The organism is Kribbella sp. NPDC023972 (assembly GCF_040639075.1).
GTDB lineage: Bacteria > Actinomycetota > Actinomycetes > Propionibacteriales > Kribbellaceae > Kribbella.
This window is the reverse complement of sequence record NZ_JBEZZH010000001.1, coordinates 263,666-284,597: the sequence shown is the minus strand read 5'-3', so window position 1 is coordinate 284,597 and position 20,932 is coordinate 263,666. Positions and strand designations below refer to the sequence as shown.

Sequence of the window (20,932 nt, the reverse complement as noted above, 5' to 3'; positions counted from 1 at the left end):
CGCATACCGTCGTACGCATGGCTGACCGAAGCATCACCATTCACCGGGCCCGGACCAACAATCTCGACGGGCTGGACCTCGTCGTACCGCGCAATCAGCTGGTCGTGTTCGTCGGCAGGTCGGGGTCGGGTAAGTCGTCACTGGTTTTCGACACGATCGCCGCGGAGGCGGGCTTTCAGTTGAACGAGACGTTCCCGCCGTTCGCGCGCAACCGGCTGCCCAAGTGGACGCGCCCCGACGTCGAACACATCGACGGCCTGACGCCGGTGATCGTGATCGACCAGCGCCGCATCGGCGGCAACGCGCGGTCGACAGTAGGTACGATCACCGACGCGTGGACCTACCTCCGCCTGCTGTTCTCCCGGCTCAGTACGCCGTACGTCGGCGAGTCGAACCACTTCTCCTTCAACGATCCCGTCGGTATGTGCCCGACCTGCTCCGGGCTGGGTGAGGTGGTCGTGAGCGCGGTCGAGAAGTTCCTGGATCTGAGCAAATCACTCGCCGCCGGCGCGATCCTGCTGCCGGGATTCGGCAATGGTGGCTACTGGTACAGCCAGTACGCCGACATCGGCACGTTCGACGTCGACACTCCGCTCAGAGATTGGACCGAGTCGGAACGCGAGGCCTTGCTGTACGGCGGACAAGCCGCAGCCGACCTGGGTCGGAAGCCGCCGAAGGACTACGAGGGCGTGGTCGAGCGCTTCGAGCGAATCTACCTGCACACCTCCGACAACCTGTCGGAACGGAAGCAGGAGACCATTCGCAGATTCACGCGTGCCGAGATCTGCCCTGACTGCGCGGGCGATCGGCTCAACGAGGCCGCGCGTACGGCGACGGTCCTCGGACGCACCATTGGTGAGCTGTCGCGACTCGAGATCACCGAACTGCTCGACGTCGTCCGTGACATCGACGCGGCGAGCGTCGTACCGGCCGTGGCGGCGCTGACGGCACGGCTCGAGGCGATGGTCACCATCGGCCTCGGCTACCTGTCCCTGTCGCGGGCAACGACCACGCTGTCCGGCGGCGAGTCACAACGGATCAAGACCGTGAAGCACCTCGGGTCGAGCCTTACCGAGCTGACGTACGTCGTGGACGAGCCGACCGTCGGCCTGCATCCGACCGACGTCGACTCGATGATCAAGCTGCTCGAGCGGCTGCGCGAGAGCGGGAACAGCGTGCTCGTGGTCGAACACGACCCGGCCGTGATGCGCCACGCGGATCTGGTCGTCGAGGTCGGCCCGGGCGCGGGTGCGGCCGGTGGGCGGCTCGTGTTCCAAGGGAGCTTTGCCGAGCTCCAGGAAGCCGGTACGCCGACCGGGAGGGCGCTGGCCCGGCAGCGGCCGGCGAAGCTCAGACCGCGTCAGGCAACCGGGAAGCTGACCGTGAAGGATGCCAGGCGCAACAACCTGCAGAAGGTGACGGTCGACTTCCCGACCGGTGTGATGACTGTCCTGACGGGCGTCGCCGGGTCGGGCAAGTCGAGCCTGGCACAGGAGTTGGTTGCTCAGGGCTCCGCGGTGGTGATCGATCAGAAGCCGGTGAGCACCAACCGTCGCTCGACGCCGGTCACGTACACCGGTATCGCTCCGGCGATCCGGAAGTTGTTTGCCCAGTACAACAATGTGCCGGCCGGGTTGTTCAGTGCCAACTCGGCGGGGGCGTGCCCGGATTGCAAGGGACTCGGGGTCATCTACACGGACCTCGCTTTCATGGAGGGGCAGGAGGTCGTGTGCGAGACCTGCCAAGGACGGCGGTTCACTCCGGAAGTTCTCGCGTACACAGTAAATGGGCACTCGATCGCGGACGTCGACGAACTGACGATCGACCAGGCGATCGAGGAGTTGCCGGACGCGCGGATCGCGCGGGCGCTACGGCAGCTTGCCGCCGTCGGGCTGGGGTACCTGCGGTTGGGGCAGTCGCTCAACACATTGTCGGGTGGTGAGTGTCAGCGCGTGAAGGTTGCCAAGGAACTACGGCAGGCCGAGGAGCCCACGACGTACGTGCTCGACGAGCCGACGACCGGGCTGCATCTGGATGACATCGACACGCTGCTGGAGGTACTGGACAGCCTGGTTGAGCACGGCCACACGGTCGTCGTTGTCGAGCACAACCTGGACGTGATCCGCCAAGCCGATTGGTTGATCGACCTGGGTCCGGGGCCGGGCAGGCACGGCGGCACCGTCCTGTTCGAAGGGCGACCCGCTGACTACGGCGATCACTCGACGCCGACGAGCCTGGCGCTGGCCGGGAGGCCGCCGTACGGCGAGGGGCGTTGACGGGTGGGGTGCGACGGTGTGTGATCCGAAGTAGGACCGGTGTTTGGGCCGGTCCGTAGGCTGGCATTTTCGGTCGATCCGCCCCTGACACCGCGGAGGGTGCAATGAGCGAATTCCAGGAACAGGCGAAGAACTGGCTCCGGAACGTCGTCAAGCAGAACCCGGACAAGATCAAGGCCGGCGTGGAGAAGGCGGGTGACCTGATCGACAAGCAGACCGGCGGCAAGTACGCGGAGAAGGTCGACGCGATGCAGCAGAAGGTCGGCACCTACGTCGATTCACAGTCCTCCGAGTCGTCCCAGCCGCCTGAGCCGACCGCCGGCACCGAGCCGGGGCAGGCGGGAGCCGAGGGTTCGGCCGGCCGGGAGCAATCCGCAGGTGGCGAGGCGACCTCGGCCGGCGGGCAGCCGGCGGGCGGGGCTCCAACCGGAGAGCAGTCCGCGAGCGCCGGCGGCGAGGCCGCGAGCTCCGTCGATGCCGCCGCGACTGGTGAGGCTGCGAGCGGTGAGGCTGCGAGCGGTGAGGCTGCGAGCGGTGAGGCTGCGAGTGGTGAGGCTGCGAGTGGTGAGGCCGGGCGTGTTGGTGGTGACGCCGGAACCGCTGGTCGTGAGGCCGGAACGCCTGGTGGTGAAGCCGCGACTGGTGGGACCGCGAGTGCTGAGGCGGAGGCCGAGTCGGGTCCTGGTGACGGAGCTCCGGAGGCTGAGGGGCAGGCGGGAACTTCGGGTCAGACCGAAGGTAATGTGCCCGAGCCCGGTGGTGGCGTTGCTCCGGGAGCAGTGGTAGGCGGAGAAGCGCCGGACCCGTCCACTGAGCCGGCAAGCTCAGCCGGCTCGCGCCCGGAAGGCGCTGAGACTGGCGGGACTGTGACAGGCCAGCCGGCTCCCTCGAAGGAAGGCCTCCCCGGTTCACGAGAGTAGTCCTCGGATCGCCGCGCCCGGTCCGAGAGAGTCGGACCGGCCGGATGCACCGCTCTGCCCAGCGCGGGACGGGAGTCGATGCAGTGTCATCTGCTGATGTCAAGGCGACCCGCCGATACTCGTCGCATTGAGTAGTCGGCCGAATTTAGAGTGTCATCCTCAGGGGAGGGTGGCATGGGACGGTCGCGGCGTAGGGGTAGGCGGTCGGCGCGATTCCGGCATTGGGGCTGGCTGATGACTGCGAGCATCGGCCTCGCCGCCTACGCGCAAGACTGGCCGACGGCATTCGTGCTTGCAGCTCTTCTCATGGCGTACTTCGGATTTCTGCGCCGCACCCGTTGCCGGGTCGAGACCCGCAAGCATCGGCCGTGTCAACTGGGAGTCCATGGGACGTTGGGCACCTGTGAGCACCATGGCGGACTCAAACGCGGGCTGCCTCGCCTCGTTCGTGGTGCGAGGTTTGCCGGGCTTCCTACCTTCATGTGGCCGCGGGACGACTTCGTCGGGGTGGTTGCCCGATCGGAGCCTCCGCCGCAGACGGATCAGGCTAGGGCAGCCAGTGCGGCGCAGTCGGGGTATGAGCGGGTCACGGTGTTGCTGACTGCTGGTGGGTTGGTGGTCGCGCTGGCTGGAGTGGTTCGGGACTTTGTTGCGGGGTGAGATTCTGGAGTGGACCAGTGGGGGTGGTGGTCTGCTGGTGCGACGGGGTCGCAGGGTGACGGAGGTGGTTGAGTTCGGGGCCCTGTGTGATGGGTGGGGTGGGGTGGGAGTGTCCGTCTTGACCGGGTGGTGGGGCACGCCTAGCCTCGGAATCAGTAAGGGATCACTCCACCTGACGGTGGCGGTTATAGCACCGGCGGGCCGGTTGATCACCGGCCGCAAGGCCGGAGACAAGACACGACACCACGCTCGACCGAGCTGAGGACTGAAGACGGCGACTCGCAGCGCCGTCGGATAGACGGCACCGCGGTTCGACGGTGGCGGCCATGAGCACGTGCCTGGGTGGCGCACACCCAGGGGTCGCCGGCACAGACGAGCCGAGCGGTACCGCCGCAACGGACGGACCAGCGCACCGCCGTACGCCGGTGGTGCGGTCAGCCGTACCGTCAGTCGGCCGCCCCAGTGGCGAATCCCTTCGACCGACGCCAAAGTCCCGCCCGGTGCGTGACTCGATAGAGGGGAGACGCCGATGACGTCTACGTCAGTCGGGCTGTCTCTGATCGGACTGCTGATCGCCGGGCTGCTGGCCTGGATCGGTTTCACCCTCTCCCGCCGCAAAGCCGCCGAGGGATCAGCGGCCGCCGAGCTCGAAGCCGCCGGCATCACCGCCGCCGCGAAGTCCTCGGCCGAGCTGGTACGACGCCAGGCCGAGGAGGAGGCCGCCGTACTGCGGGTCCGGGCCGAGGCCGCCGAGCAGCGGGCCGAGGAGATCCGCCGGGCCGCGGAGGACCGGGCGTCGGAGGTACGTCGGGAGGCCGAGCAGCGGGCGTCCGACGTACGGCGGGAAGCAGAGTCAGAGGCGCAGTTGATCCGGGACGACTTGCGCGAGCAACGACTGGAGATGGAACGCCGTGAGCACCGGCTGACCGAGCGTGAGGAGCGGCTCGACGAGCAGCACCGCTCGATCGAGGAGCGGCAGACCGAGTTGACCGCGCAGCTGGCCGAGCTGGACCGCCGCAAGGCCGAGATCCGCGACCTCGAGGACGAGCGCCGCCGGATCCTGGAAGGCGTCGCGAACCTGACCACCGAGCAGGCGAGGGCCGAGCTGGTCGCGTCGATCGAGGCCGAGGCGAAGCGGCACGCGCACACGATCGTCCGCGACATCGAGCGGCAGGCGCTGGACGAGGGCGAGACGAAGGCCCGCAAGATCATCACCGGGGCCGTGCAGCGGCTGGCGTCGGAGCAGACCAGCGAGTCGGTCGTGTCGGTCGTGCATCTGCCGAGCGACGACATGAAGGGCCGGATCATCGGCCGCGAGGGCCGCAACATCCGGTCGTTCGAGCAGACCACCGGGGTCAACCTGATCATCGACGACACCCCCGAGGCCGTGCTGCTGTCCTGCTTCGATCCGGTACGCCGGGAGACCGCGCGGCTGACCCTGGATTCGCTGGTGCTGGACGGGCGGATCCACCCCAGCCGGATCGAGGAGATCTACGAACGCAGCAAGGGTGAGGTTGCCGAGCTGTGCGAGCGCGCCGCCGAGGACGCGATGGCGGAGGTCGGGATCACCGACCTGCATCCGGAGCTGGCCCGGACGATGGGCCTGTTGCGGTACCGGACGTCGTACGGGCAGAACGTGCTCAAACACCTGATCGAGTCGGCGCACATCGCCGGGATGATGGCGGCCGAGCTCGGATTGGATCCGAAGCTGTGCAAGCGCGGTGCGTTCCTGCATGACATCGGCAAGGCGCTGACGCACGAGTCCGAGGGCAGTCACGCGATCGTCGGTGCGGAGCTGGCCCGCAAGTACGGCGAGAACGACGACGTCGTGCACTGCATCGAGGCGCACCACAACGAGGTCGAGGTACGGACCGTCGAGGCGGTGCTGACCCAGGCGGCGGACGCGGTCAGCGGTGGCCGGCCGGGTGCGCGGCGGGAGTCGCTGGAGGCGTACGTGCAGCGGCTCGAGCGGCTGGAGGAGATCGCGATGCACCACGACGGGGTGGAGAAGGTGTTCGCGATGCAGGCCGGCCGGGAGATCCGGGTGATGGTGCTACCGGACGCGGTCGACGACATCGGCGCGCAGGTGATGGCCCGCGACATCGCCAAGCAGGTCGAGGAGGAGCTCACCTATCCCGGCCAGATCCGCGTCACCGTCGTCCGCGAGTCCCGCGCCACCGAAGTCGCCAAGTAGGACGCGGTAAAGCCGGCGGTGAGTCACGTCGTACGGTCGGTCGATGGACATCAGCCCAGCCACCCAGGCCGAGGTCGACCAGTTGATCGCCGCGGCCGGCCCCGCCGCCCAGCACCACCTCCGCGCCCGCTGGGAAACGCAGCAACGAGGTGACGGCCTGTTCCTGCTCGCGCGCCGCGACGGCGAGATCGTCGGCCAGACGATGCTGCTGCACCACTCGTACTACGCCGAAGTCCGCGCGGCGCTCGACCCGGTCGAGATCAACGCACTGCACGCCTTCGTGCCCAACCAGGGCGTCGGTACGGCGATCATCCGGGCGGCCGAGGAGATCGCGGGCAGTTGGTCGCGGCCGCTGATCGGCTTGGCAGTCGGCCTGGACAACCACGGCGCCCGCCGGCTGTATGAACGCCTGGGCTACGAGCCGTGGGACGGCCCCCAGGTGATCGACACCTGGACCGAACAAGATGCCGACGGCAACGTTGTCCGCACGCACGCGGATCCCTGCGACTACCTGCTCAAGCCGTTGAGCCAGGCCGTGTCTGACGATTCCCCGCCTGATCCTGCCGCTCTTCGCGCAGATGGCTCGGCGTGACGTCGATCTGCCGCGTGGCCACCTGTTCCGGCGGGTCCGTGTTGTACTGCTTCTCGACCGACGGGTCGATCACCGTGAACTCGTCCCGCGCACGTGGGTTGGCGAGGCGATAGGACACCCAGATGCCGGCGACGCCGGCGAGCATGATGATGATGCCCAGCGCGGTCAGGTTGAGCGACTCGGACGTGTCGCGGACGGCGAAGGCGATGATGGCGCCGAGGGCGGTCAGCGCGATGCCGGCCCCGATCCTCATGATTGCTCCTTCCTGGCGTGGAACGCCGCGGGCGGAGACGACGACGGAGCGGGGTGTCAGTATGACGGTCTGTAGTCCCCGCTTACTTTCAGTACCCAAGCCCCCATCAGTCATGCACCGCGCAGGCCGAGAGCCGCCCCGACCGAGCGCTGGTGCGGTCTCAGCGGAAGGCGGCGTGGCCGGTTAGGGCCTGGCCTATGACCAGTTGGTGGACCTCGGAGGTGCCCTCGTAGGTGAGGACGGACTCGAGGTTGTTGGCGTGCCGCATGATCGGGTACTCGCCGCTGATGCCGTTCGCGGCCAGGATCGTGCGGCACTCGCGGGCGATCGCGATCGCCTCGCGTACGTTGTTCAGCTTGCCGACACTGACCTGCTCGGGCCGCAGGGACCCTTTCTCCTTCAGCCGGCCGAGGTGGACGGCGAGCAGGATGCCCTTGTTCAGCTCGACCGCCATGTCGGCGATCTTGGCCTGGGTCAGCTGGTAGCCGGCCAGCGGCTTGTCGAAGACCGTCCGTGCACCGGCGTACGCGAGCGCCGTCTCCAGACAGTCCCGGGCCGCGCCCATGGCGCCGAAGATGATGCCGAAGCGAGCCTCGTTCAGGCAGCCCAGCGGTCCGGACAGACCCTGCGCCAGAGGTAGCAGAGCCGACGCGGGCACGCGTACGTCGTCCAGCACCAGCTCGGAGGTGACCGACGCGCGCAACGACAGCTTCCGGGTGATCTCCGGCGCCGAGAACCCAGGGGTCGAGGTCGGTACGACGAAGCCGCGCACGCCGTCGTCCGTCCGGGCCCACACCACCGCGACGTCGGCGACCGAGCCGTTGGTGATCCACATCTTCGAGCCGTTCAGCACCCAGTCGTCGCCGTCGCGCCGGGCGTTGGTGCGCATACCGGCGGGGTTCGAGCCGAAGTCCGGCTCGGTCAGGCCGAAACAGCCGATCGCCTCGCCCGCGGACATCCGCGGCAGCCACTCGTTCTTCTGCTCCTCGCTGCCGTACTTCCAGATCGCGTACATGGCCAGCGACCCCTGCACCGACACCAGCGAACGCATCCCGGAATCGGCCGCCTCGATCTCCAGACAGGCCAGCCCGTACGCGACTGGACCGACGCCGGCGCACCCGTACCCGGTCAGGTGCATCCCGAGGAACCCGAGCGCCCCCAGCTCCTTCGCCAGCTCGCGGGCCGGAATACTCGCGGACTCGAACCACTCCGGCAGTGACGGCCGCAGCCGCTCATCCGCGAACCGCCGGGCGGCCGCCCGTACGTCGACCTCGTCCTCGGTCAACAACGAGTCCACATCCACAAGATCGAGCGAAGCCGTCATAGCACTCACGCTAGCCGGTACGACGAGATCCCGGAGCGACCCGGCTGTGTTGTCTGGTTCACTCGCTTCGCTCGCCGTCCAAGTGAGCCGAGGGCTGCTGTGTTGTCTGGTTCACTCGCTGCGCTCGTTCACTTGCGGTACCAGGGCCACCACCAGTGCCGTTTGCGGGGGTGGCGGACGACGATCGAGCCGTGTCTTGCCTGGCCGGTGACGCGGAGGCGGACGCCGCCGGCTCGGGGAGTGGTGGCCTTGTTCCGGGTGGTCCCGTGGACAACGTCGACGGCGTCGAGGTCGATGCTCCAGCCCTCCGGCACGATCATCACCACCGAGCTGTGCTTGGCCTGCGCGTCGACATGGATCTCGGGCCACCGCACCACCGCGTCGGTGAAGTCGAGCCGGACCGAGGAGTGCTCGGCGACCGCGACCACCCGCTCCGGGACGGTCCACGGACCCTCGCGCTTCTGCGCGCTGTGCTTGGCCCGGATGGTCAGCTCGGCGGCGTTGCTGCCGTGCGCGACCGGGACCAGATCAGCGGTCGCGTTGCGCAACTCGAGCTGGGTCTTGGCCGAGTAGATCTGGGTGAGCCGCTCGTCCAGCTCCGGAAAGTCCAACCGCCCGTCGCTGTGCGCTTCCTGAACCAGGGCGGCGGCACGCTCGCGGTCGCTGTCAGAGGCCCGCTGGGCGGGCGGCGGCTGCTCCAGACTCATTTCGCAAGGGTAGCGCCGCTACCGGTCCCGGTCCGCGCGGATCAGCCGGCCAGACCCAGGAACCGGCCGAACACCGTCGACCAGGTTTGCTCCAGCTCGGCCTCATATCGATCCGCCTCCGCGGTTACCACCTCGGGATCGAACCCCCAGGACCGCAGCCGGTCAGGATCCCAGCGCCGTACCCGGTCGGCGGTCACCTCGGGGTGGAACTGGACGCCCCAACTCCGGCCGATGCGCAGCATCTGGTGCGGACAGCGCTCGCTCGACATGAGCGGCACCGCCTCAGCCGGAAGCCGGGTGATCTGATCCTGATGGCTTTCCACCGCTCGCACAGAGGCCGGCAGACCGGCCAGCAACGGGTCGTCCTCGGCACCGGGCAGCAGGCGAAGCTCGGTCACGCCTTTCTCAGGGAGGCCGTACTTCCCGCGCACCTCACCGCCGAACGTGTGCGCCAGCAGCTGTGCGCCCAGGCAGATTCCCAGCACCGGTACGCGATCCTGCTCGGTCGTCGTCCGCAGCAGTTCCCGCTCGGGCTTCAGCCACGGCGAGGCGTCATCGGCGTCCGGCAGCATGCCACCACCGAGCAGGATCAGCGCGGCATGGCCGTCGACGCCGGGCGGGATCGGCTCGCCGGCCCACGCGCGTACGACGACCGGAGTGAAGCCCGCGTCGTCGAGCCAGCCGAGCAAGCTGCCCGGGCCGCTGCCGGGGTCGTTCTCGATGATCAACACGGTCGTCGACACAGCGGCCAACGGTAAACCACGGCGGTACACCGCGAGTCGCCGTACCGGAGAGCCGCTGTCGAGACACTGAGCTGCAGGCTCAGCTGGGCGTGTGCTGACGAGTCCGACGGGCTCGTGCTTCACGACCCCGGGCGGTGCCGCATCCGCCTCGGAAGCTTCCCCCGCAGCCTTGACGCGACCTAGTCCGCCGACCTGGGACAATGGCGCCGTGAATTCGCGAACCGTCGTCATCCTCGGCTCGACCGGCTCTGTCGGCACTCAGGCGCTGGAGCTGATCGGCCGGAACCGGGACCGGTTCCGGGTGCTCGCGATCTCCGCCGGCGGCGACAACGTCACGCTGCTCGCCCGGCAGGCGCTCGAGTTCGGCGTCGAGGTGGTCGGTGTGGCGAAGGCCACGGTGGCCCAGGATCTGCAGCTCGCGTTCTACGCCGAGGCGCAGCGCAAGGGCTACGCCCAGGGCGAGTTCCGGATCCCGAAGATCATCACCGGCCCGGACGCGTCCAGCGAGCTGGCGGCGATGCCGTGTGACGTGGTTCTCAACGGCATCACCGGCTCGGTCGGGCTCCGGCCGACGCTCGCGGCCCTCGACGCGGGGACGACCCTCGCACTGGCCAACAAGGAGTCCCTCGTCGTCGGTGGCCCGCTGGTGACGCGCCGGGCCAAACCGGGACAGGTGGTCCCGGTCGACTCCGAGCACAGCGCGCTCGCCCAGTGTCTGCGCAGCGGCACGGCCGACGAGGTACGGCGTCTGGTGGTGACGGCGAGCGGTGGTCCGTTCCGGGGGCGGTCGCGGGCCGAGATGGCCGACGTGTCGCCGGAGCAGGCGATGAACCACCCGACCTGGGACATGGGCCCCGTGATCACGATCAACTCGGCCAACCTGGTGAACAAGGGTCTCGAGGTGATCGAGGCACACCTGCTCTACGGGCTGCCGATGAGCCGGATCGAGGTCGTGGTGCACCCGCAGTCGATCGTGCACTCGATGGTCGAGTTCATCGACGGCTCGACCGTGGTCCAGGCGTCACCGCCGGATATGCGGCTGCCGATCGCGCTCGCGCTCAGCTGGCCTGACCGGATTCCGGACGTCGCGCCGGCCTGTGACTGGACCACCGCGAACACCTGGGAGTTCGAGCCGCTGGACAACGAGGCGTTCCCCGCGGTGCAGCTGGCCCGGGAGGCCGGTGAGCGAGGCGGTACGGCTCCCGCCGTACTGAACGCCGCCAATGAGGTCTGTGTCCAGGCATTCCGGGACGGGCGGCTGCCGTTCCTGGCGATCGTCGACACCGTGGCCCAGGTCGTGACCGAACACGACGTACCCTCGTATGAGGAACTGTCCATCGACGACGTACTCGCCGCGGACGACTGGGCGCGTGCCCGGGCCCGGCAGCTGACAGGCGTACAGGAGACCACGAAGGCATGACCGCGCTTCTCACTTTCATCGGCATCGTGCTGTTCGTGGCCGGCATCCTGATCTCGGTCGGCCTGCACGAGCTGGGGCACATGCTGCCCGCGAAGGCGTTCGGGATGAAGGTGACCCAGTTCTTCGTCGGATTCGGCCGGACGCTGTGGTCGACCAAGCGCGGCGAGACGGAGTACGGCATCAAGGCGATCCCGGCCGGCGGGTTCGTCCGGATCATCGGGATGATGCCGCCGGCCAAGGGCGACGACCCGACCAAGGTCCGCAAGGCCAACACCGGCCCGATCCAGTCGATGGTCGAGAACGCCCGGAACGCGGAGTACGAGACGATCTCGCCCGAGGACAACGGCCGGCTCTTCTACCAGAAGGTGTGGTGGAAGAAGCTGATCGTGATGGCGTCCGGGCCGCTGGTCAACGTCGCGATCGCTTTCGTGCTGTTCGGCGGCCTGTTCATGCTGTACGGCGCCACTGTGGCCCAGACAACCGTCGCGACCGTCACCGACTGCGTCATCCCGGCCTCCCAGGCGAGCGCCGACCGCAAGTGCGAGGCGGGTGACCAGGTGTCGCCGGCCAAGACGGCCGGGTTCCAGGTCGGCGACAAGATCGTCTCCTTCAACGGCACCCAGATCACCAGCTGGGACCAGCTCACCCCGCTGATCCGGGCCAACACCGACAAGCACGCGACGATCGTTGTCGAGCGCAACGGTGAGCAGAAGACCCTGCAGACGAACACGATCATCAACCAGGTCCGCGACGAGGCCGGGTCGGACAAGATCGTCTCGGTCGGCTTCCTCGGTGTCTCACCGGAGATGAAGGTCGAGCGGCAGGACTTCGGGTTCGTGGTCAACAAGATGGGCGAGCTGACCGTCGCCACGGTCAAGGCGATCGGCAACTTCCCGGAGAAGCTGATCGGTGTGGCCAAGTCAATCGTCGGCGGCGACCGCGACGAGAACAGCCCGATGAGCGTGGTCGGCGCCAGCCGGGTGGCCGGCGAGATCGCCTCGAACCAGTCGCTCACCGGCGGCGAGCGGATCGCCTTCCTGATCTCGCTGCTCGCCTCGCTGAACCTGTTCCTTGCCCTGTTCAACTTCATCCCGCTGCTCCCGCTCGACGGCGGGCACATGATCGGCGCGATCTGGGAGGGCATCCGGCGCGGCTTCGCCAAGCTGTTCGGCCGGCCCGATCCCGGGTACGTCGACGTCGCCAAGCTGCTCCCGCTCGCGTACGTCGCGGCCAGTGTGATCGTGGTGATGGGCGTCCTGCTCGTCATCGCCGACATCGTCAACCCGATCCGGCTCTTCAACGGATAACGCACCACCTCAACGGATAAAGGACCCATGAGCATCAACCTGGGCATGCCCGCGCTGCCGCCGCCGACCCTCGCTCCGCGCCGCAAGACCCGCCAGATCAAGGTGGGCAAGGTGCTGGTCGGCGGTGACGCCCCGATCTCGGTGCAGTCGATGACGACGACGCTGACCGCCGACGTCAACACGACGCTGCAGCAGATCGCGGAGCTGACCGCGGCCGGCTGCGACATCGTCCGGGTCGCCTGCCCGTCCCAGGACGACGCGGACGCGCTGCCGGAGATCGCGCGGCACTCGCAGATCCCGGTGATCGCGGACATCCACTTCCAGCCGAAGTACGTGTTCGCCGCGATCGAGGCGGGCTGTGCGGCGGTCCGGGTGAACCCGGGCAACATCCGCAAGTTCGACGACCAGGTGAAGGAGATCGCGGCCGCGGCGAAGGACCACGGCACCTCGATCCGGATCGGGGTGAACGCGGGGTCGCTGGATCCGCGGCTGCTGCAGAAGTACGGCAAGGCGACGCCGGAGGCGCTGGTCGAGTCGGCCGTCTGGGAGGCGTCACTGTTCGAGGAGCACGACTTCCACGACTTCAAGATCTCGGTCAAGCACAACGACCCGGTCGTGATGGTGCGCGCGTACGAACTACTGGCTGAACGCGGCGACTGGCCGCTGCACCTCGGCGTCACCGAGGCCGGGCCGGCGTTCCAGGGCACGATCAAGTCGTCGGTCGCGTTCGGTGCGCTGCTGTCCAAGGGCATCGGTGACACGATCCGGGTCTCGCTGTCCGCGCCGCCGGTCGAGGAGGTCAAGGTCGGCCTGCAGATCCTGCAGTCGCTGAACCTGCGCGACCGGAAGCTGGAGATCGTCTCCTGCCCGTCCTGCGGCCGCGCCCAGGTGGACGTCTACACCCTGGCCGAGCAGGTCACCGCCGGCCTGGAGGGGATGGAGGTCCCGCTCCGCGTCGCGGTGATGGGCTGCGTCGTCAACGGCCCCGGCGAGGCCCGCGAGGCCGACCTCGGCGTCGCGTCCGGCAACGGCAAGGGCCAGATCTTCGTCAAGGGCGAAGTCATCAAGACCGTCCCGGAGTCGGCCATCGTCGAAACCCTGATCGAAGAAGCCATGCGCATCGCCGAAGAGATGGGCGAGTCCGTCGAAGGCGGCGAGCCCACCGTCACCGTCAGCTGAGACATCCAGTAGAGCTTCGACATGGTGCGCCAGTGCCGGGGATTCTGGTGTAACGCAAGGACCGACTTCGGTGCATCTCTGAAGTCGTCTCTGGTGTAAGGTTGATGCCATGACGCGCATCTCCGTGGACGTGAACGACGAGTGGCTGGAGGCCGCTCGCGCCGAGCTGGGCACCGACAGCAAGGTCGAGACGATCAACGGCGCGCTCCGGGAGCTCGCCGTGCGACGGCGGGGCCGGGAGATCGCCAAGATCTTCGCCAGTGCGCCGATGGACTTCTCCGGTTCGGCTGAGGCCTGGCGCTACGGAGGTGGTCGCGATCTAGAGGGTCTGGCCGAACGTGCGAGGGAGGACCGCAGCGCATGATGGCCGGGGCCGTCTACCTTGCTGACACTTCTGTCTACGTTCACCAGTCGCGATCCGAGGATGTCTTCCGGAGGTTCCAGTCGTTGCTCGTCGAGGGCAGACTCGCCACGTGCGAGCTGACGGCGCTCGAGTACCTCAACAACGCTCCCGACCCGGAGTGGTACGAAACGTTGTGGGGGGCGCTCCACGGTCAACGCTGGGTCGAGGTGACCAATGACGCGATGCAGCGGGCCCTGCAGGTGCATCGCGAGTTCGCGGCCAAGAGTCAGCATCGGCATTTCAGCCTGCCGGACCTCATCATCGCCGCGACTGCTGAGGTGGCCGGGTTGACGGTCTTGCACTACGACGAGGACTACGACCGGATCGCGAAGGTCACCGGACAGCCGGTGGAATGGGTCGTGCCGAAGGGTTCACTCTGAACATGGCCGAGTACCTGGTGGTCAGTGCGGTCGCCGGGGAGGCTCGGTATGCGCCGGAGGGGATTCCGGTCGTGGTGACCGGTGTCGGCAAGACTGCGGCAGCCGTGGCCACGGCGCGGGCGTTGGGGGAGCGGGACACCACGGACCTGGTGGTGCTGAATGTGGGGACCACCGGCGCGTTGCGGCATGGGATGGTGGGGTTGTACCTGCCGTCGCAGGTGATCAATCACGACATCAACGCGGATGCGGTCCGGGCGTTGGGGCTCGATCCGCGGGAGACGTTGCAGGTCGAGGGCGGCGACGGCACCGTGCTGGCGTCGGGGGATGTGTTCGTCACCGATCCGGTCATCCGGGCGCGGCTGGCGGAGCGGGCGCACCTGGTCGACATGGAGGCGTATGGCGTCGTCTACGCGTGCCAGCAGTACGGCGTACCGGTGCGCGTCGTGAAACACGTCTCCGACTCGGCCGACGAGAGCGCCCTCGACTGGCCGGCCCTTGTCGACGCCAGTGCGAAGGTGCTGGGCGAGTGGGTCACCGCCTACGTGTCCTGAGACGCCGGCCATTCGAGTACGGCGGTCAGCACCTCCTCGATAGTCGAGCCGAGCCCGGGCCGCCCGCGATGTCGACGGCCTGCCGGGCAGCATGCGGATTATGCTGGCTTGACCTTGACCCTGGGGGCAAGGTTTAGCGTCGGGGTGAAGGAGGCGGGATGCGGATCAGTGATCTGGCGGCCGAGGCCGGAGTGACGGTCAAGGCGGTTCGGTACTACGAGGCGCAGGGACTGCTGAAGCCCCGGCGGGAGGCCAACGGGTACCGGACGTACGACGCCGATGACGTGGTCGTCGTCCGCGAGGTGAAGGCGTTGCTGTCCCTCGGGTTGACCGCGGAGCAGACGTACCCGTTCATCGAGTGTCTACGGGCCGGAAACGAGCGGGCCGACGTGTGCCCGGCGTCGCTGACCGCGTACCGGACCCGGATCGCCGACGTGGACCGGCGGATCAGCGAGCTCACCGAGCTGCGGGCCCGGCTGACCGACCTCCTGGCCGATGCCGAGAGCTGGAGGACGAGACAACTATGAGTGGTTTGCAAACTGTCGACGAGACGACCTTCGACGACGTGGTGCTGCGCGCGGACAAACCCGTACTGGTGGACTTCTGGGCGCAGTGGTGCCCGCCGTGCCACCAGATCGTGCCGGTCCTCGAGCAGATCGATGCCGAGCGCAACGACCTGACGGTGGTGAAGCTGAACTCCGACGAGAACCCGTCGATCCCGTCCCGCTACCGGGTGCTGGCGTTGCCGACGCTGATGCTGTTCCACCGCGGCGAGGTGATCTGGTCCGTCGTCGGCGCCCGCCCCAAGCACAAGCTGGTCAAGGAACTGGACGACGCCCTGCTCGCCGTCGTCTGAATGCAGTCAGCCCGCCGGCGGATGCGCTCCTCGCATCCGCCGGCGGGCTCGTTGTGACTGCCCCATTCCGAAGCGACCCTTGCTTGGTAGCTGCCTAGATTGCTAGCATCCTAGATATGAGCGACGAGGGTGGAAAGAAAGCGCAGTTCAACGTGTATCTGCCGCCCGAGCTGATTCGGCGGGTGAAGCACAAGGCGATCGACGAGGCGGCGAGCCTGTCCGCGCTGGTGGAGCAGGCGCTGACGGAGTACCTGGACAAGCACGGGGAGGCGCGAGGATGAAGGACGTGGTGATCCGGCCGCTGCGGTTCTCAGCGGACGTGGATGCGATGCGGGCGTTCCTGGAGACGCTGGGGCTGCAGGCGCGGATCGAGTCGGAGCGCCGCGGCTGGGCGGTCCTGCTGGCCGGCCGTGGAGCGGTCTCGCTGCACGATGCCGCCACCAGTGACAACGGCCTTCCGCCCGGGCACACCAGTCTGACGTTCGAGGCGGAGGACATCGACGAGTTGAAGATGACGCTGGAGAACGCCGGGTACGACGACGCGACGATCTGGGACGAGGCATTCGGGCGCGTACTGTCGGCAGCCGCCCCGGACGGGACGAAGCTGTGGATCGACGAGCGCAGCAAGGACCTGTACGGCTACAGGGTCCACGAGACGCGCCCGGACGAGCGGTGGTCGGTCACGCCACGCCTGCTCGGCGCCGATCAAGCCGCGTGGGAGCGACTCCTCACCGTGCTCGGCACCGATCAGCGGGTCTACTTCGGCCCGGGCGCGGAGCACGCCGTCCGGCTGGAGTTGACCACCACCGAAGACCTGGACGCTGTGCAACGGCGGCTCGCCGCGGCGGGGTACGAGTCGACGCGAACGGACGACGGTCTCGAGATGGTGGACCCGGACGGGCAGATCGTGGCGGTGCACGGATGAAGGCCAGCGTCTTCTATCGGGCCAACGGTTTCGGCGATGCTGTTGGTACCCCTGATCGCGATCTCGGCGACGACCTGATGTGGATGAGCCTTGACCTCCAGACGGCTTGAAGTTGCAGAGTGCCCGGCATGACGACGACTGTGCCCGCGCGGCTGCGTGACGATCCGGACTTCCGGCGGTACTGGCTGGCCCGGGTGTTCTCGATCATCGGGTCGATGGTCACCGCGGTCGCGTTGCCGGTGCTCGTCTACCGGATGAGCGGTTCGACCTTCCTGACCGCTCTCACGACAGCGCTCGAGGCAGCGCCGTACCTGCTGACCGGTCTGTTCGCCGGCGCCCTGTCGGACCGCTGGAATCGCCAACGCGTGATGGTGTCGGCCGACCTGGTCAACGCGGTGCTGATCGGGTCGATCCCGGCTGCACACGTGCTCGGCGTACTGACCGTCGGGCAGGTGCTCGTGGTCGGGTTCGCGGTGCAGGCGGTCTACACGTTCTTCGACGGGGCGAACTTCGGTGCGCTTCCGGTGCTGGTCGGCCGGGCTCGCGTCGCGCAGGCGAACTCGGCGGTCTGGACGGCGTCGAGCCTGGTCGAGTTGTTCGTCCCGGCGCTGGCCGGTCTGGCGCTGGCGGTGCTGAATCCGGCCAGCCTGCTGGCGCTTGACGCGTTGAGCTTCGTGGCGTCAGCGGTCGCCGTACGGGGAATCGTGCGCGCGATGTCGGAGCGGCGGGACGGGCAGCTGCCCCTGCGGCCGCGGGTGGTGTTCGCGGACATCGGGGAGGGTGTGCGGTTCCTCGTCCGGCATCCCGGTGTGCGGACGATGACGATCGTGGGCAGCCTGCAGTCCTTCGCGGGCGGCGGATTCGTTGCGCTGATGGTGGTCTGGTGTGACCGGATCCTGCACATCGGTACGTCGGGTGTCCGGTTCGGACTCGTGTGGGGCGCGTGGGGGATCGGTGGGTTGATCGCCGCGCTCGGCCTGCCGCGGCTGCTGAGGCGGATGGCTCCGGCCGCGATCACGCTCTACGCGCTGCCGATGTCGGCGGTGCTCGGGATCGTCACGGCGCTGATGCCGGGCTGGGGGCTTGCCGCCCTCGCACTGCTCGTGTGGGGTTCGGCGTACGTGCTGGTGATCGTCAACTCGATCTCCTACCGGCAGCAGGTGACGCCCGAGCAGCTGCTCGGCCGGGTCAACACGGCCGGCCGGATGCTGTCCTGGGGAGTGGGCTGGACGCTGGGCTCTGTCGTCGGCGGACTGCTCGGGAACCAGTACGGCGTCCGCACCGCGATGGTCGTGATGGGTGCTTTCGGGTTCGTCGCGGTGGTGGTCGCGTGGACGTCGCCGTTGCGCCGGATCGCGGCGGCGTACGACCCGGCGCACGACGCGGCGTACGACCCGGGGCACGCCTGAGAGACGATCATCCGCTAGGTTCTGCGCGTGGGCGTTCGGGTTCTCGGTCCTCGCGACCTCGCGGCGGCGCGGGCCGTGATCGCCCGCGACCCGGTCGTCAACGTGTTCGTCGACAGCCTGGTGCAGGCCTCCGGACTCGATCCGCGGCGGGGTGCCGAGGTCTGGGGGTACGTCGAGAAGGGCGAACTCGAGGCGCTGTGCCATGCCGGCGGCAACATGGTGCCGGTGGGCGCGGATGAGGCCGCGCTGCGAGCGTTCGCGGCGTACGCGATGCGTCGCGGTCGCAACTGCTTCCAGATCCTCGGGCCGGCCGGTTCTGTCGACATGCTGTGGAGCATTCTCGAACCGCACTGGGGGCCGGCCCGCGAGGTCCGCGACAACCAGCCGTTCATGGTGATCGAGGACGCGCCCGCCATCGCTCCGGATCCACTGGTCCGGGTGGTCGAGCCGGTCGAGTTGCCGATCCTCTACCCGGCCTGTGTGGCGATGTACACCGAGGAGGTCGGCGTACCACCGCAGACCGGGCCGGACGGGACGTTCTACCGGTCGCGGGTGGCCGAGCTGATCCGGGCCGGGCGGGCGTTCGCGCGGATCGAGGACGGCCGGGTGGTGTTCAAGGCCGAGGTCGGATCGGTGGGTACGGGCGTCTGCCAGATCCAGGGGGTCTGGGTGGATCCCGAGTTCCGCGGCCGGGGGCTGGCGGCGCCGGGGATGGCGACGGTGGTCGAACTGGCCCGGCAGATCGCGCCGGTGGTCACGCTGTACGTGAACGCCTTCAACACACCGGCCCGGGCGGCGTACGAACGGGTCGGCTTCCGGACCATCGAGACGTTCGCGACAATCCTGTTCTGATCCTGGGCGCCTACCGTGTCCCGCCGGTGACAGCTGGTGCGGTGACGTCTTCGAGCAGCTTGCTGCATCCGCGCCACGGCCGTACCTGTGGATAACGTGGTGAGAGCATGGTCGCGGGGCGGATATCCTCTGTGACGTCCGTTGTTCCATCCATCTTTCTCAGGCTTTTTGGAGACTCCCGTGATTTTGCGTATGTCGTCGCTGTTCCTCCGCACCCTTCGCGAGGACCCGGCGGACGCGGAGGTCCCGAGCCACAAGCTGCTCGTCCGCGCCGGCTACATCCGGCGGGCCGCGCCCGGCATCTACACCTGGCTGCCGCTGGGCCTGCGGGTGCTGCGCAACGTCGAGCGGATCGTGCGCGAGGAGATGGATGCGATCGGTGCGCAGGAGCTGGTGTTCCCCGCGCTGCTGCCCCGGGAGCCCTACGAGGCCACCGGCCGCTGGACCGAGTACGGTCCCAACATCTTCCGGCTGAAGGACCGCAAGGGCGCCGACATGCTGCTCGGGCCGACGCACGAGGAGATGTTCACGCTGGTCGTGAAGGAGCTCTACTCGTCGTACAAGGACCTGCCGCTGTCGATCTACCAGATCCAAAACAAGTACCGCGACGAGGCGCGGCCGCGGGCCGGTGTGCTGCGCGGGCGCGAGTTCGTGATGAAGGACTCGTACTCGTTCGACGTCGACGACGCGGGCCTGGAGAAGTCCTACGAGCTGCACCGGCAGGCGTACATCAAGATCTTCGACCGGCTCGGCTTCGACTACGTGATCGTCAAGGCGATGTCCGGCGCGATGGGCGGCTCCCGGTCGGAGGAGTTCCTGGCCATCGCGGAGAACGGTGAGGACACCTTCGTCCGTTCGCCGGGTGGGTACGCCGCCAACGTCGAGGCGGTCGTGGTTCCGCAGGCGGCGCCTGTGGACGCGTCCGCGGTGCCCGCGGCCGAGGTGGTCGACACCCCGGACACGCCCACGATCGAGACGCTGGTGGACGCGCTGAACGCGAAGCACGCCCGCACGGACGGTCGCGAGTGGACCGCGGCGGACACGCTGAAGAACGTCCTCGTCATGGTGGTGCACCCCGACGGCACCCGCGAGCCGCTGGCGATCGGCCTCCCCGGTGACCGGGCGATCGACGAGAAGCGGCTGGGCGCCCAGCTGGAGCCCGCTGAGGTGGTCGCGTTCGAGGAGTCGGACTTCGAGAAGTTCCCCTCGCTGGCCAAGGGCTACATCGGGCCCGGTGTGCTGGGCAAGGAGAACACCTCCGGCATCCGCTACCTGCTCGACCCCCGGATCGCCGAGGGTTCGGCGTGGGTGACGGGCGCGGACAAGTCCGGCTTCCACGTGATCAACCTGGTGCACGGCCGCGACTTCACCGCCGACGGCACGATCCAGGCCGCCGAGGTGCGCGACGGTGACGAGGCGCCGGACGGTTCGGGTCCGCTGGAGACGGCGCGCGGGATCGAGATGGGCCACATCTTCCAGCTCGGCCGCAAGTACGCCGACGCCCTGGACCTGAAGGTGCTGGACCAGAACGGCAAGCTCGTCACCGTCACCATGGGCTCCTACGGTGTCGGCGTCACCCGCGCGGTGGCCGCGATCGCCGAGGGCAACCACGACGAGCTCGGCCTGGTCTGGCCGCGCGAGATCGCCCCCGCGGACGTCCACCTCGTTGCCACCGGCAAGGATTCCGAGGTCTTCGAGAAGGCCGCCGAGCTCGCCGCGCAGCTGGAGTCGCGCGGTCTCACGGTGATCTACGACGACCGCGAGAAGGTGTCCCCGGGCGTGAAGTTCAAGGACGCCGAGCTGCTCGGCGTGCCCACGATCGCGGTGGTCGGCAAGGGCCTCGCCGACGGCACCATCGAGGTCAAGGACCGCCGCTCCGGCAACCGCGCTGACATCCCAGTGGCAGAGGTCGTCGACCACCTCGTCACCACCGTCCGCGCCTGACCGACGGGCCGGCCGCGCTCCACGGAGGCGGGGTTGG

General features: G+C 68.3%; 21 protein-coding genes. 17 read left to right on the top strand and 4 right to left on the bottom strand.

Translation table 11 applies throughout. The annotated features are described in order from the left end of the window. Window positions 1–17: 17 nt before the first annotated feature. From AB0F43_RS01295 to AB0F43_RS01280, 4 genes are all read left to right on the top strand, one after another. Window positions 18–2,276: an excinuclease ABC subunit UvrA gene (locus tag AB0F43_RS01295; RefSeq protein ID WP_360468954.1), complete on the top strand. Its 2,259-nt coding sequence runs from the start codon at window positions 18–20 to the stop codon at window positions 2,274–2,276. 104 nt (window positions 2,277–2,380) lie between these two features. Further along, a complete protein-coding gene (locus AB0F43_RS01290) occupies window positions 2,381–3,196 on the top strand; it encodes an Rv0909 family putative TA system antitoxin (protein WP_360468951.1) in 816 nt (271 codons plus the stop codon). A gap of 1,189 nt (window positions 3,197–4,385) precedes the next feature. After that, the gene (gene rny, locus AB0F43_RS01285) at window positions 4,386–6,050 is read left to right on the top strand and encodes a ribonuclease Y (protein ID WP_360468949.1); all 1,665 of its coding nucleotides are present in this window, start codon (window positions 4,386–4,388) and stop codon (window positions 6,048–6,050) included. Between the two features lie 43 nt (window positions 6,051–6,093). Then, the gene (locus AB0F43_RS01280) at window positions 6,094–6,642 is read left to right on the top strand and encodes a GNAT family N-acetyltransferase (protein ID WP_360468947.1); all 549 of its coding nucleotides are present in this window, start codon (window positions 6,094–6,096) and stop codon (window positions 6,640–6,642) included. Here AB0F43_RS01280 and AB0F43_RS01275 read toward each other — a convergent pair. The 4 genes from AB0F43_RS01275 to AB0F43_RS01260 form a co-directional block, all read right to left on the bottom strand. After that, complete coding sequence (locus tag AB0F43_RS01275) at window positions 6,566–6,895, bottom strand: hypothetical protein (RefSeq protein WP_360468945.1); 330 nt, start codon at window positions 6,893–6,895, stop codon at window positions 6,566–6,568. The genes AB0F43_RS01280 and AB0F43_RS01275 overlap by 77 nt on opposite strands. Window positions 6,896–7,055: 160 nt before the next feature. Continuing rightward, window positions 7,056–8,219, bottom strand: a complete 1,164-nt coding sequence (locus AB0F43_RS01270; RefSeq protein ID WP_360468943.1) for an acyl-CoA dehydrogenase family protein — start codon at window positions 8,217–8,219, stop codon at window positions 7,056–7,058. A gap of 128 nt (window positions 8,220–8,347) precedes the next feature. Further along, window positions 8,348–8,926: a DUF1707 domain-containing protein gene (locus AB0F43_RS01265; RefSeq protein ID WP_360468942.1), complete on the bottom strand. Its 579-nt coding sequence runs from the start codon at window positions 8,924–8,926 to the stop codon at window positions 8,348–8,350. Between the two features lie 41 nt (window positions 8,927–8,967). After that, window positions 8,968–9,669, bottom strand: coding sequence for a type 1 glutamine amidotransferase (locus AB0F43_RS01260; protein WP_360468940.1), 702 nt, complete (start codon window positions 9,667–9,669; stop codon window positions 8,968–8,970). Between the two features lie 208 nt (window positions 9,670–9,877). Here AB0F43_RS01260 and dxr point away from each other — a divergent pair, with 208 nt between their 5' ends. The 13 genes from dxr (at window position 9,878) to AB0F43_RS01195 (ending at window position 20,895) form a co-directional block, all read left to right on the top strand. Beyond that, the gene (dxr, locus tag AB0F43_RS01255) at window positions 9,878–11,089 is read left to right on the top strand and encodes a 1-deoxy-D-xylulose-5-phosphate reductoisomerase (RefSeq protein ID WP_360468939.1); all 1,212 of its coding nucleotides are present in this window, start codon (window positions 9,878–9,880) and stop codon (window positions 11,087–11,089) included. Beyond that, window positions 11,086–12,396, top strand: a complete 1,311-nt coding sequence (locus AB0F43_RS01250; RefSeq protein WP_360468937.1) for a M50 family metallopeptidase — start codon at window positions 11,086–11,088, stop codon at window positions 12,394–12,396. The genes dxr and AB0F43_RS01250 overlap by 4 nt, the downstream gene beginning before the upstream one ends. A gap of 27 nt (window positions 12,397–12,423) precedes the next feature. Continuing rightward, window positions 12,424–13,575, top strand: a complete 1,152-nt coding sequence (gene ispG, locus AB0F43_RS01245; protein ID WP_360468935.1) for a flavodoxin-dependent (E)-4-hydroxy-3-methylbut-2-enyl-diphosphate synthase — start codon at window positions 12,424–12,426, stop codon at window positions 13,573–13,575. A gap of 109 nt (window positions 13,576–13,684) precedes the next feature. Beyond that, window positions 13,685–13,939, top strand: a complete 255-nt coding sequence (locus AB0F43_RS01240; protein WP_360468933.1) for a DUF2191 domain-containing protein — start codon at window positions 13,685–13,687, stop codon at window positions 13,937–13,939. Next, window positions 13,936–14,358, top strand: a complete 423-nt coding sequence (locus tag AB0F43_RS01235) for a PIN domain nuclease (RefSeq protein ID WP_360468931.1) — start codon at window positions 13,936–13,938, stop codon at window positions 14,356–14,358. Before AB0F43_RS01240 ends, AB0F43_RS01235 begins: the two co-directional genes overlap by 4 nt. Before the next feature lie 2 nt (window positions 14,359–14,360). Then, a complete protein-coding gene (locus AB0F43_RS01230; RefSeq protein WP_360468929.1) occupies window positions 14,361–14,909 on the top strand; it encodes a nucleosidase in 549 nt (182 codons plus the stop codon). A gap of 158 nt (window positions 14,910–15,067) precedes the next feature. Beyond that, window positions 15,068–15,436, top strand: a complete 369-nt coding sequence (locus AB0F43_RS01225) for a MerR family transcriptional regulator (RefSeq protein WP_360468927.1) — start codon at window positions 15,068–15,070, stop codon at window positions 15,434–15,436. Next, on the top strand, window positions 15,433–15,765 hold the full coding sequence (gene trxA, locus AB0F43_RS01220) for a thioredoxin (RefSeq protein WP_360468925.1): 333 nt from the start codon (window positions 15,433–15,435) through the stop codon (window positions 15,763–15,765). The genes AB0F43_RS01225 and trxA overlap by 4 nt, the downstream gene beginning before the upstream one ends. A gap of 116 nt (window positions 15,766–15,881) precedes the next feature. Beyond that, window positions 15,882–16,046 carry a CopG family transcriptional regulator gene (locus tag AB0F43_RS01215; RefSeq protein ID WP_360468923.1) on the top strand — a complete coding sequence of 55 codons (165 nt, stop codon included), beginning with the start codon at window positions 15,882–15,884 and terminating at the stop codon, window positions 16,044–16,046. Next, window positions 16,043–16,690, top strand: a complete 648-nt coding sequence (locus AB0F43_RS01210) for a VOC family protein (protein WP_360468922.1) — start codon at window positions 16,043–16,045, stop codon at window positions 16,688–16,690. Before AB0F43_RS01215 ends, AB0F43_RS01210 begins: the two co-directional genes overlap by 4 nt. Window positions 16,691–16,818: 128 nt before the next feature. Beyond that, the gene (locus AB0F43_RS01205) at window positions 16,819–18,099 is read left to right on the top strand and encodes an MFS transporter (protein ID WP_360468920.1); all 1,281 of its coding nucleotides are present in this window, start codon (window positions 16,819–16,821) and stop codon (window positions 18,097–18,099) included. A 27-nt stretch (window positions 18,100–18,126) separates the two neighbouring features. Beyond that, entirely contained in the window at window positions 18,127–18,951 is an 825-nt protein-coding gene (locus AB0F43_RS01200) for a GNAT family N-acetyltransferase (RefSeq protein WP_360468918.1), read from the top strand. A gap of 180 nt (window positions 18,952–19,131) precedes the next feature. Next, window positions 19,132–20,895, top strand: a complete 1,764-nt coding sequence (locus AB0F43_RS01195) for a proline--tRNA ligase (protein WP_360468916.1) — start codon at window positions 19,132–19,134, stop codon at window positions 20,893–20,895. Window positions 20,896–20,932: the final 37 nt, after the last annotated feature.

Excerpts from the sequence above, each read along its gene's own strand:
- AB0F43_RS01295 (WP_360468954.1), top strand. The coding sequence starts at position 18 with ATGGCTGACCGAAGCATCACCATTCACCGGGCCCGGACCAACAATCTC.
- AB0F43_RS01290 (WP_360468951.1), top strand. The coding sequence starts at position 2,381 with ATGAGCGAATTCCAGGAACAGGCGAAGAACTGGCTCCGGAACGTCGTC.
- rny (WP_360468949.1), top strand. The coding sequence starts at position 4,386 with ATGACGTCTACGTCAGTCGGGCTGTCTCTGATCGGACTGCTGATCGCC.
- AB0F43_RS01280 (WP_360468947.1), top strand. The coding sequence starts at position 6,094 with ATGGACATCAGCCCAGCCACCCAGGCCGAGGTCGACCAGTTGATCGCC.
- AB0F43_RS01275 (WP_360468945.1), bottom strand. The coding sequence starts at position 6,895 with ATGAGGATCGGGGCCGGCATCGCGCTGACCGCCCTCGGCGCCATCATC.
- AB0F43_RS01270 (WP_360468943.1), bottom strand. The coding sequence starts at position 8,219 with ATGACGGCTTCGCTCGATCTTGTGGATGTGGACTCGTTGTTGACCGAG.
- AB0F43_RS01265 (WP_360468942.1), bottom strand. The coding sequence starts at position 8,926 with ATGAGTCTGGAGCAGCCGCCGCCCGCCCAGCGGGCCTCTGACAGCGAC.
- AB0F43_RS01250 (WP_360468937.1), top strand. The coding sequence starts at position 11,086 with ATGACCGCGCTTCTCACTTTCATCGGCATCGTGCTGTTCGTGGCCGGC.
- ispG (WP_360468935.1), top strand. The coding sequence starts at position 12,424 with ATGAGCATCAACCTGGGCATGCCCGCGCTGCCGCCGCCGACCCTCGCT.
- AB0F43_RS01240 (WP_360468933.1), top strand. The coding sequence starts at position 13,685 with ATGACGCGCATCTCCGTGGACGTGAACGACGAGTGGCTGGAGGCCGCT.
- AB0F43_RS01235 (WP_360468931.1), top strand. The coding sequence starts at position 13,936 with ATGATGGCCGGGGCCGTCTACCTTGCTGACACTTCTGTCTACGTTCAC.
- AB0F43_RS01230 (WP_360468929.1), top strand. The coding sequence starts at position 14,361 with ATGGCCGAGTACCTGGTGGTCAGTGCGGTCGCCGGGGAGGCTCGGTAT.
- AB0F43_RS01225 (WP_360468927.1), top strand. The coding sequence starts at position 15,068 with ATGCGGATCAGTGATCTGGCGGCCGAGGCCGGAGTGACGGTCAAGGCG.
- trxA (WP_360468925.1), top strand. The coding sequence starts at position 15,433 with ATGAGTGGTTTGCAAACTGTCGACGAGACGACCTTCGACGACGTGGTG.
- AB0F43_RS01215 (WP_360468923.1), top strand. The coding sequence starts at position 15,882 with ATGAGCGACGAGGGTGGAAAGAAAGCGCAGTTCAACGTGTATCTGCCG.
- AB0F43_RS01210 (WP_360468922.1), top strand. The coding sequence starts at position 16,043 with ATGAAGGACGTGGTGATCCGGCCGCTGCGGTTCTCAGCGGACGTGGAT.
- AB0F43_RS01205 (WP_360468920.1), top strand. The coding sequence starts at position 16,819 with ATGACGACGACTGTGCCCGCGCGGCTGCGTGACGATCCGGACTTCCGG.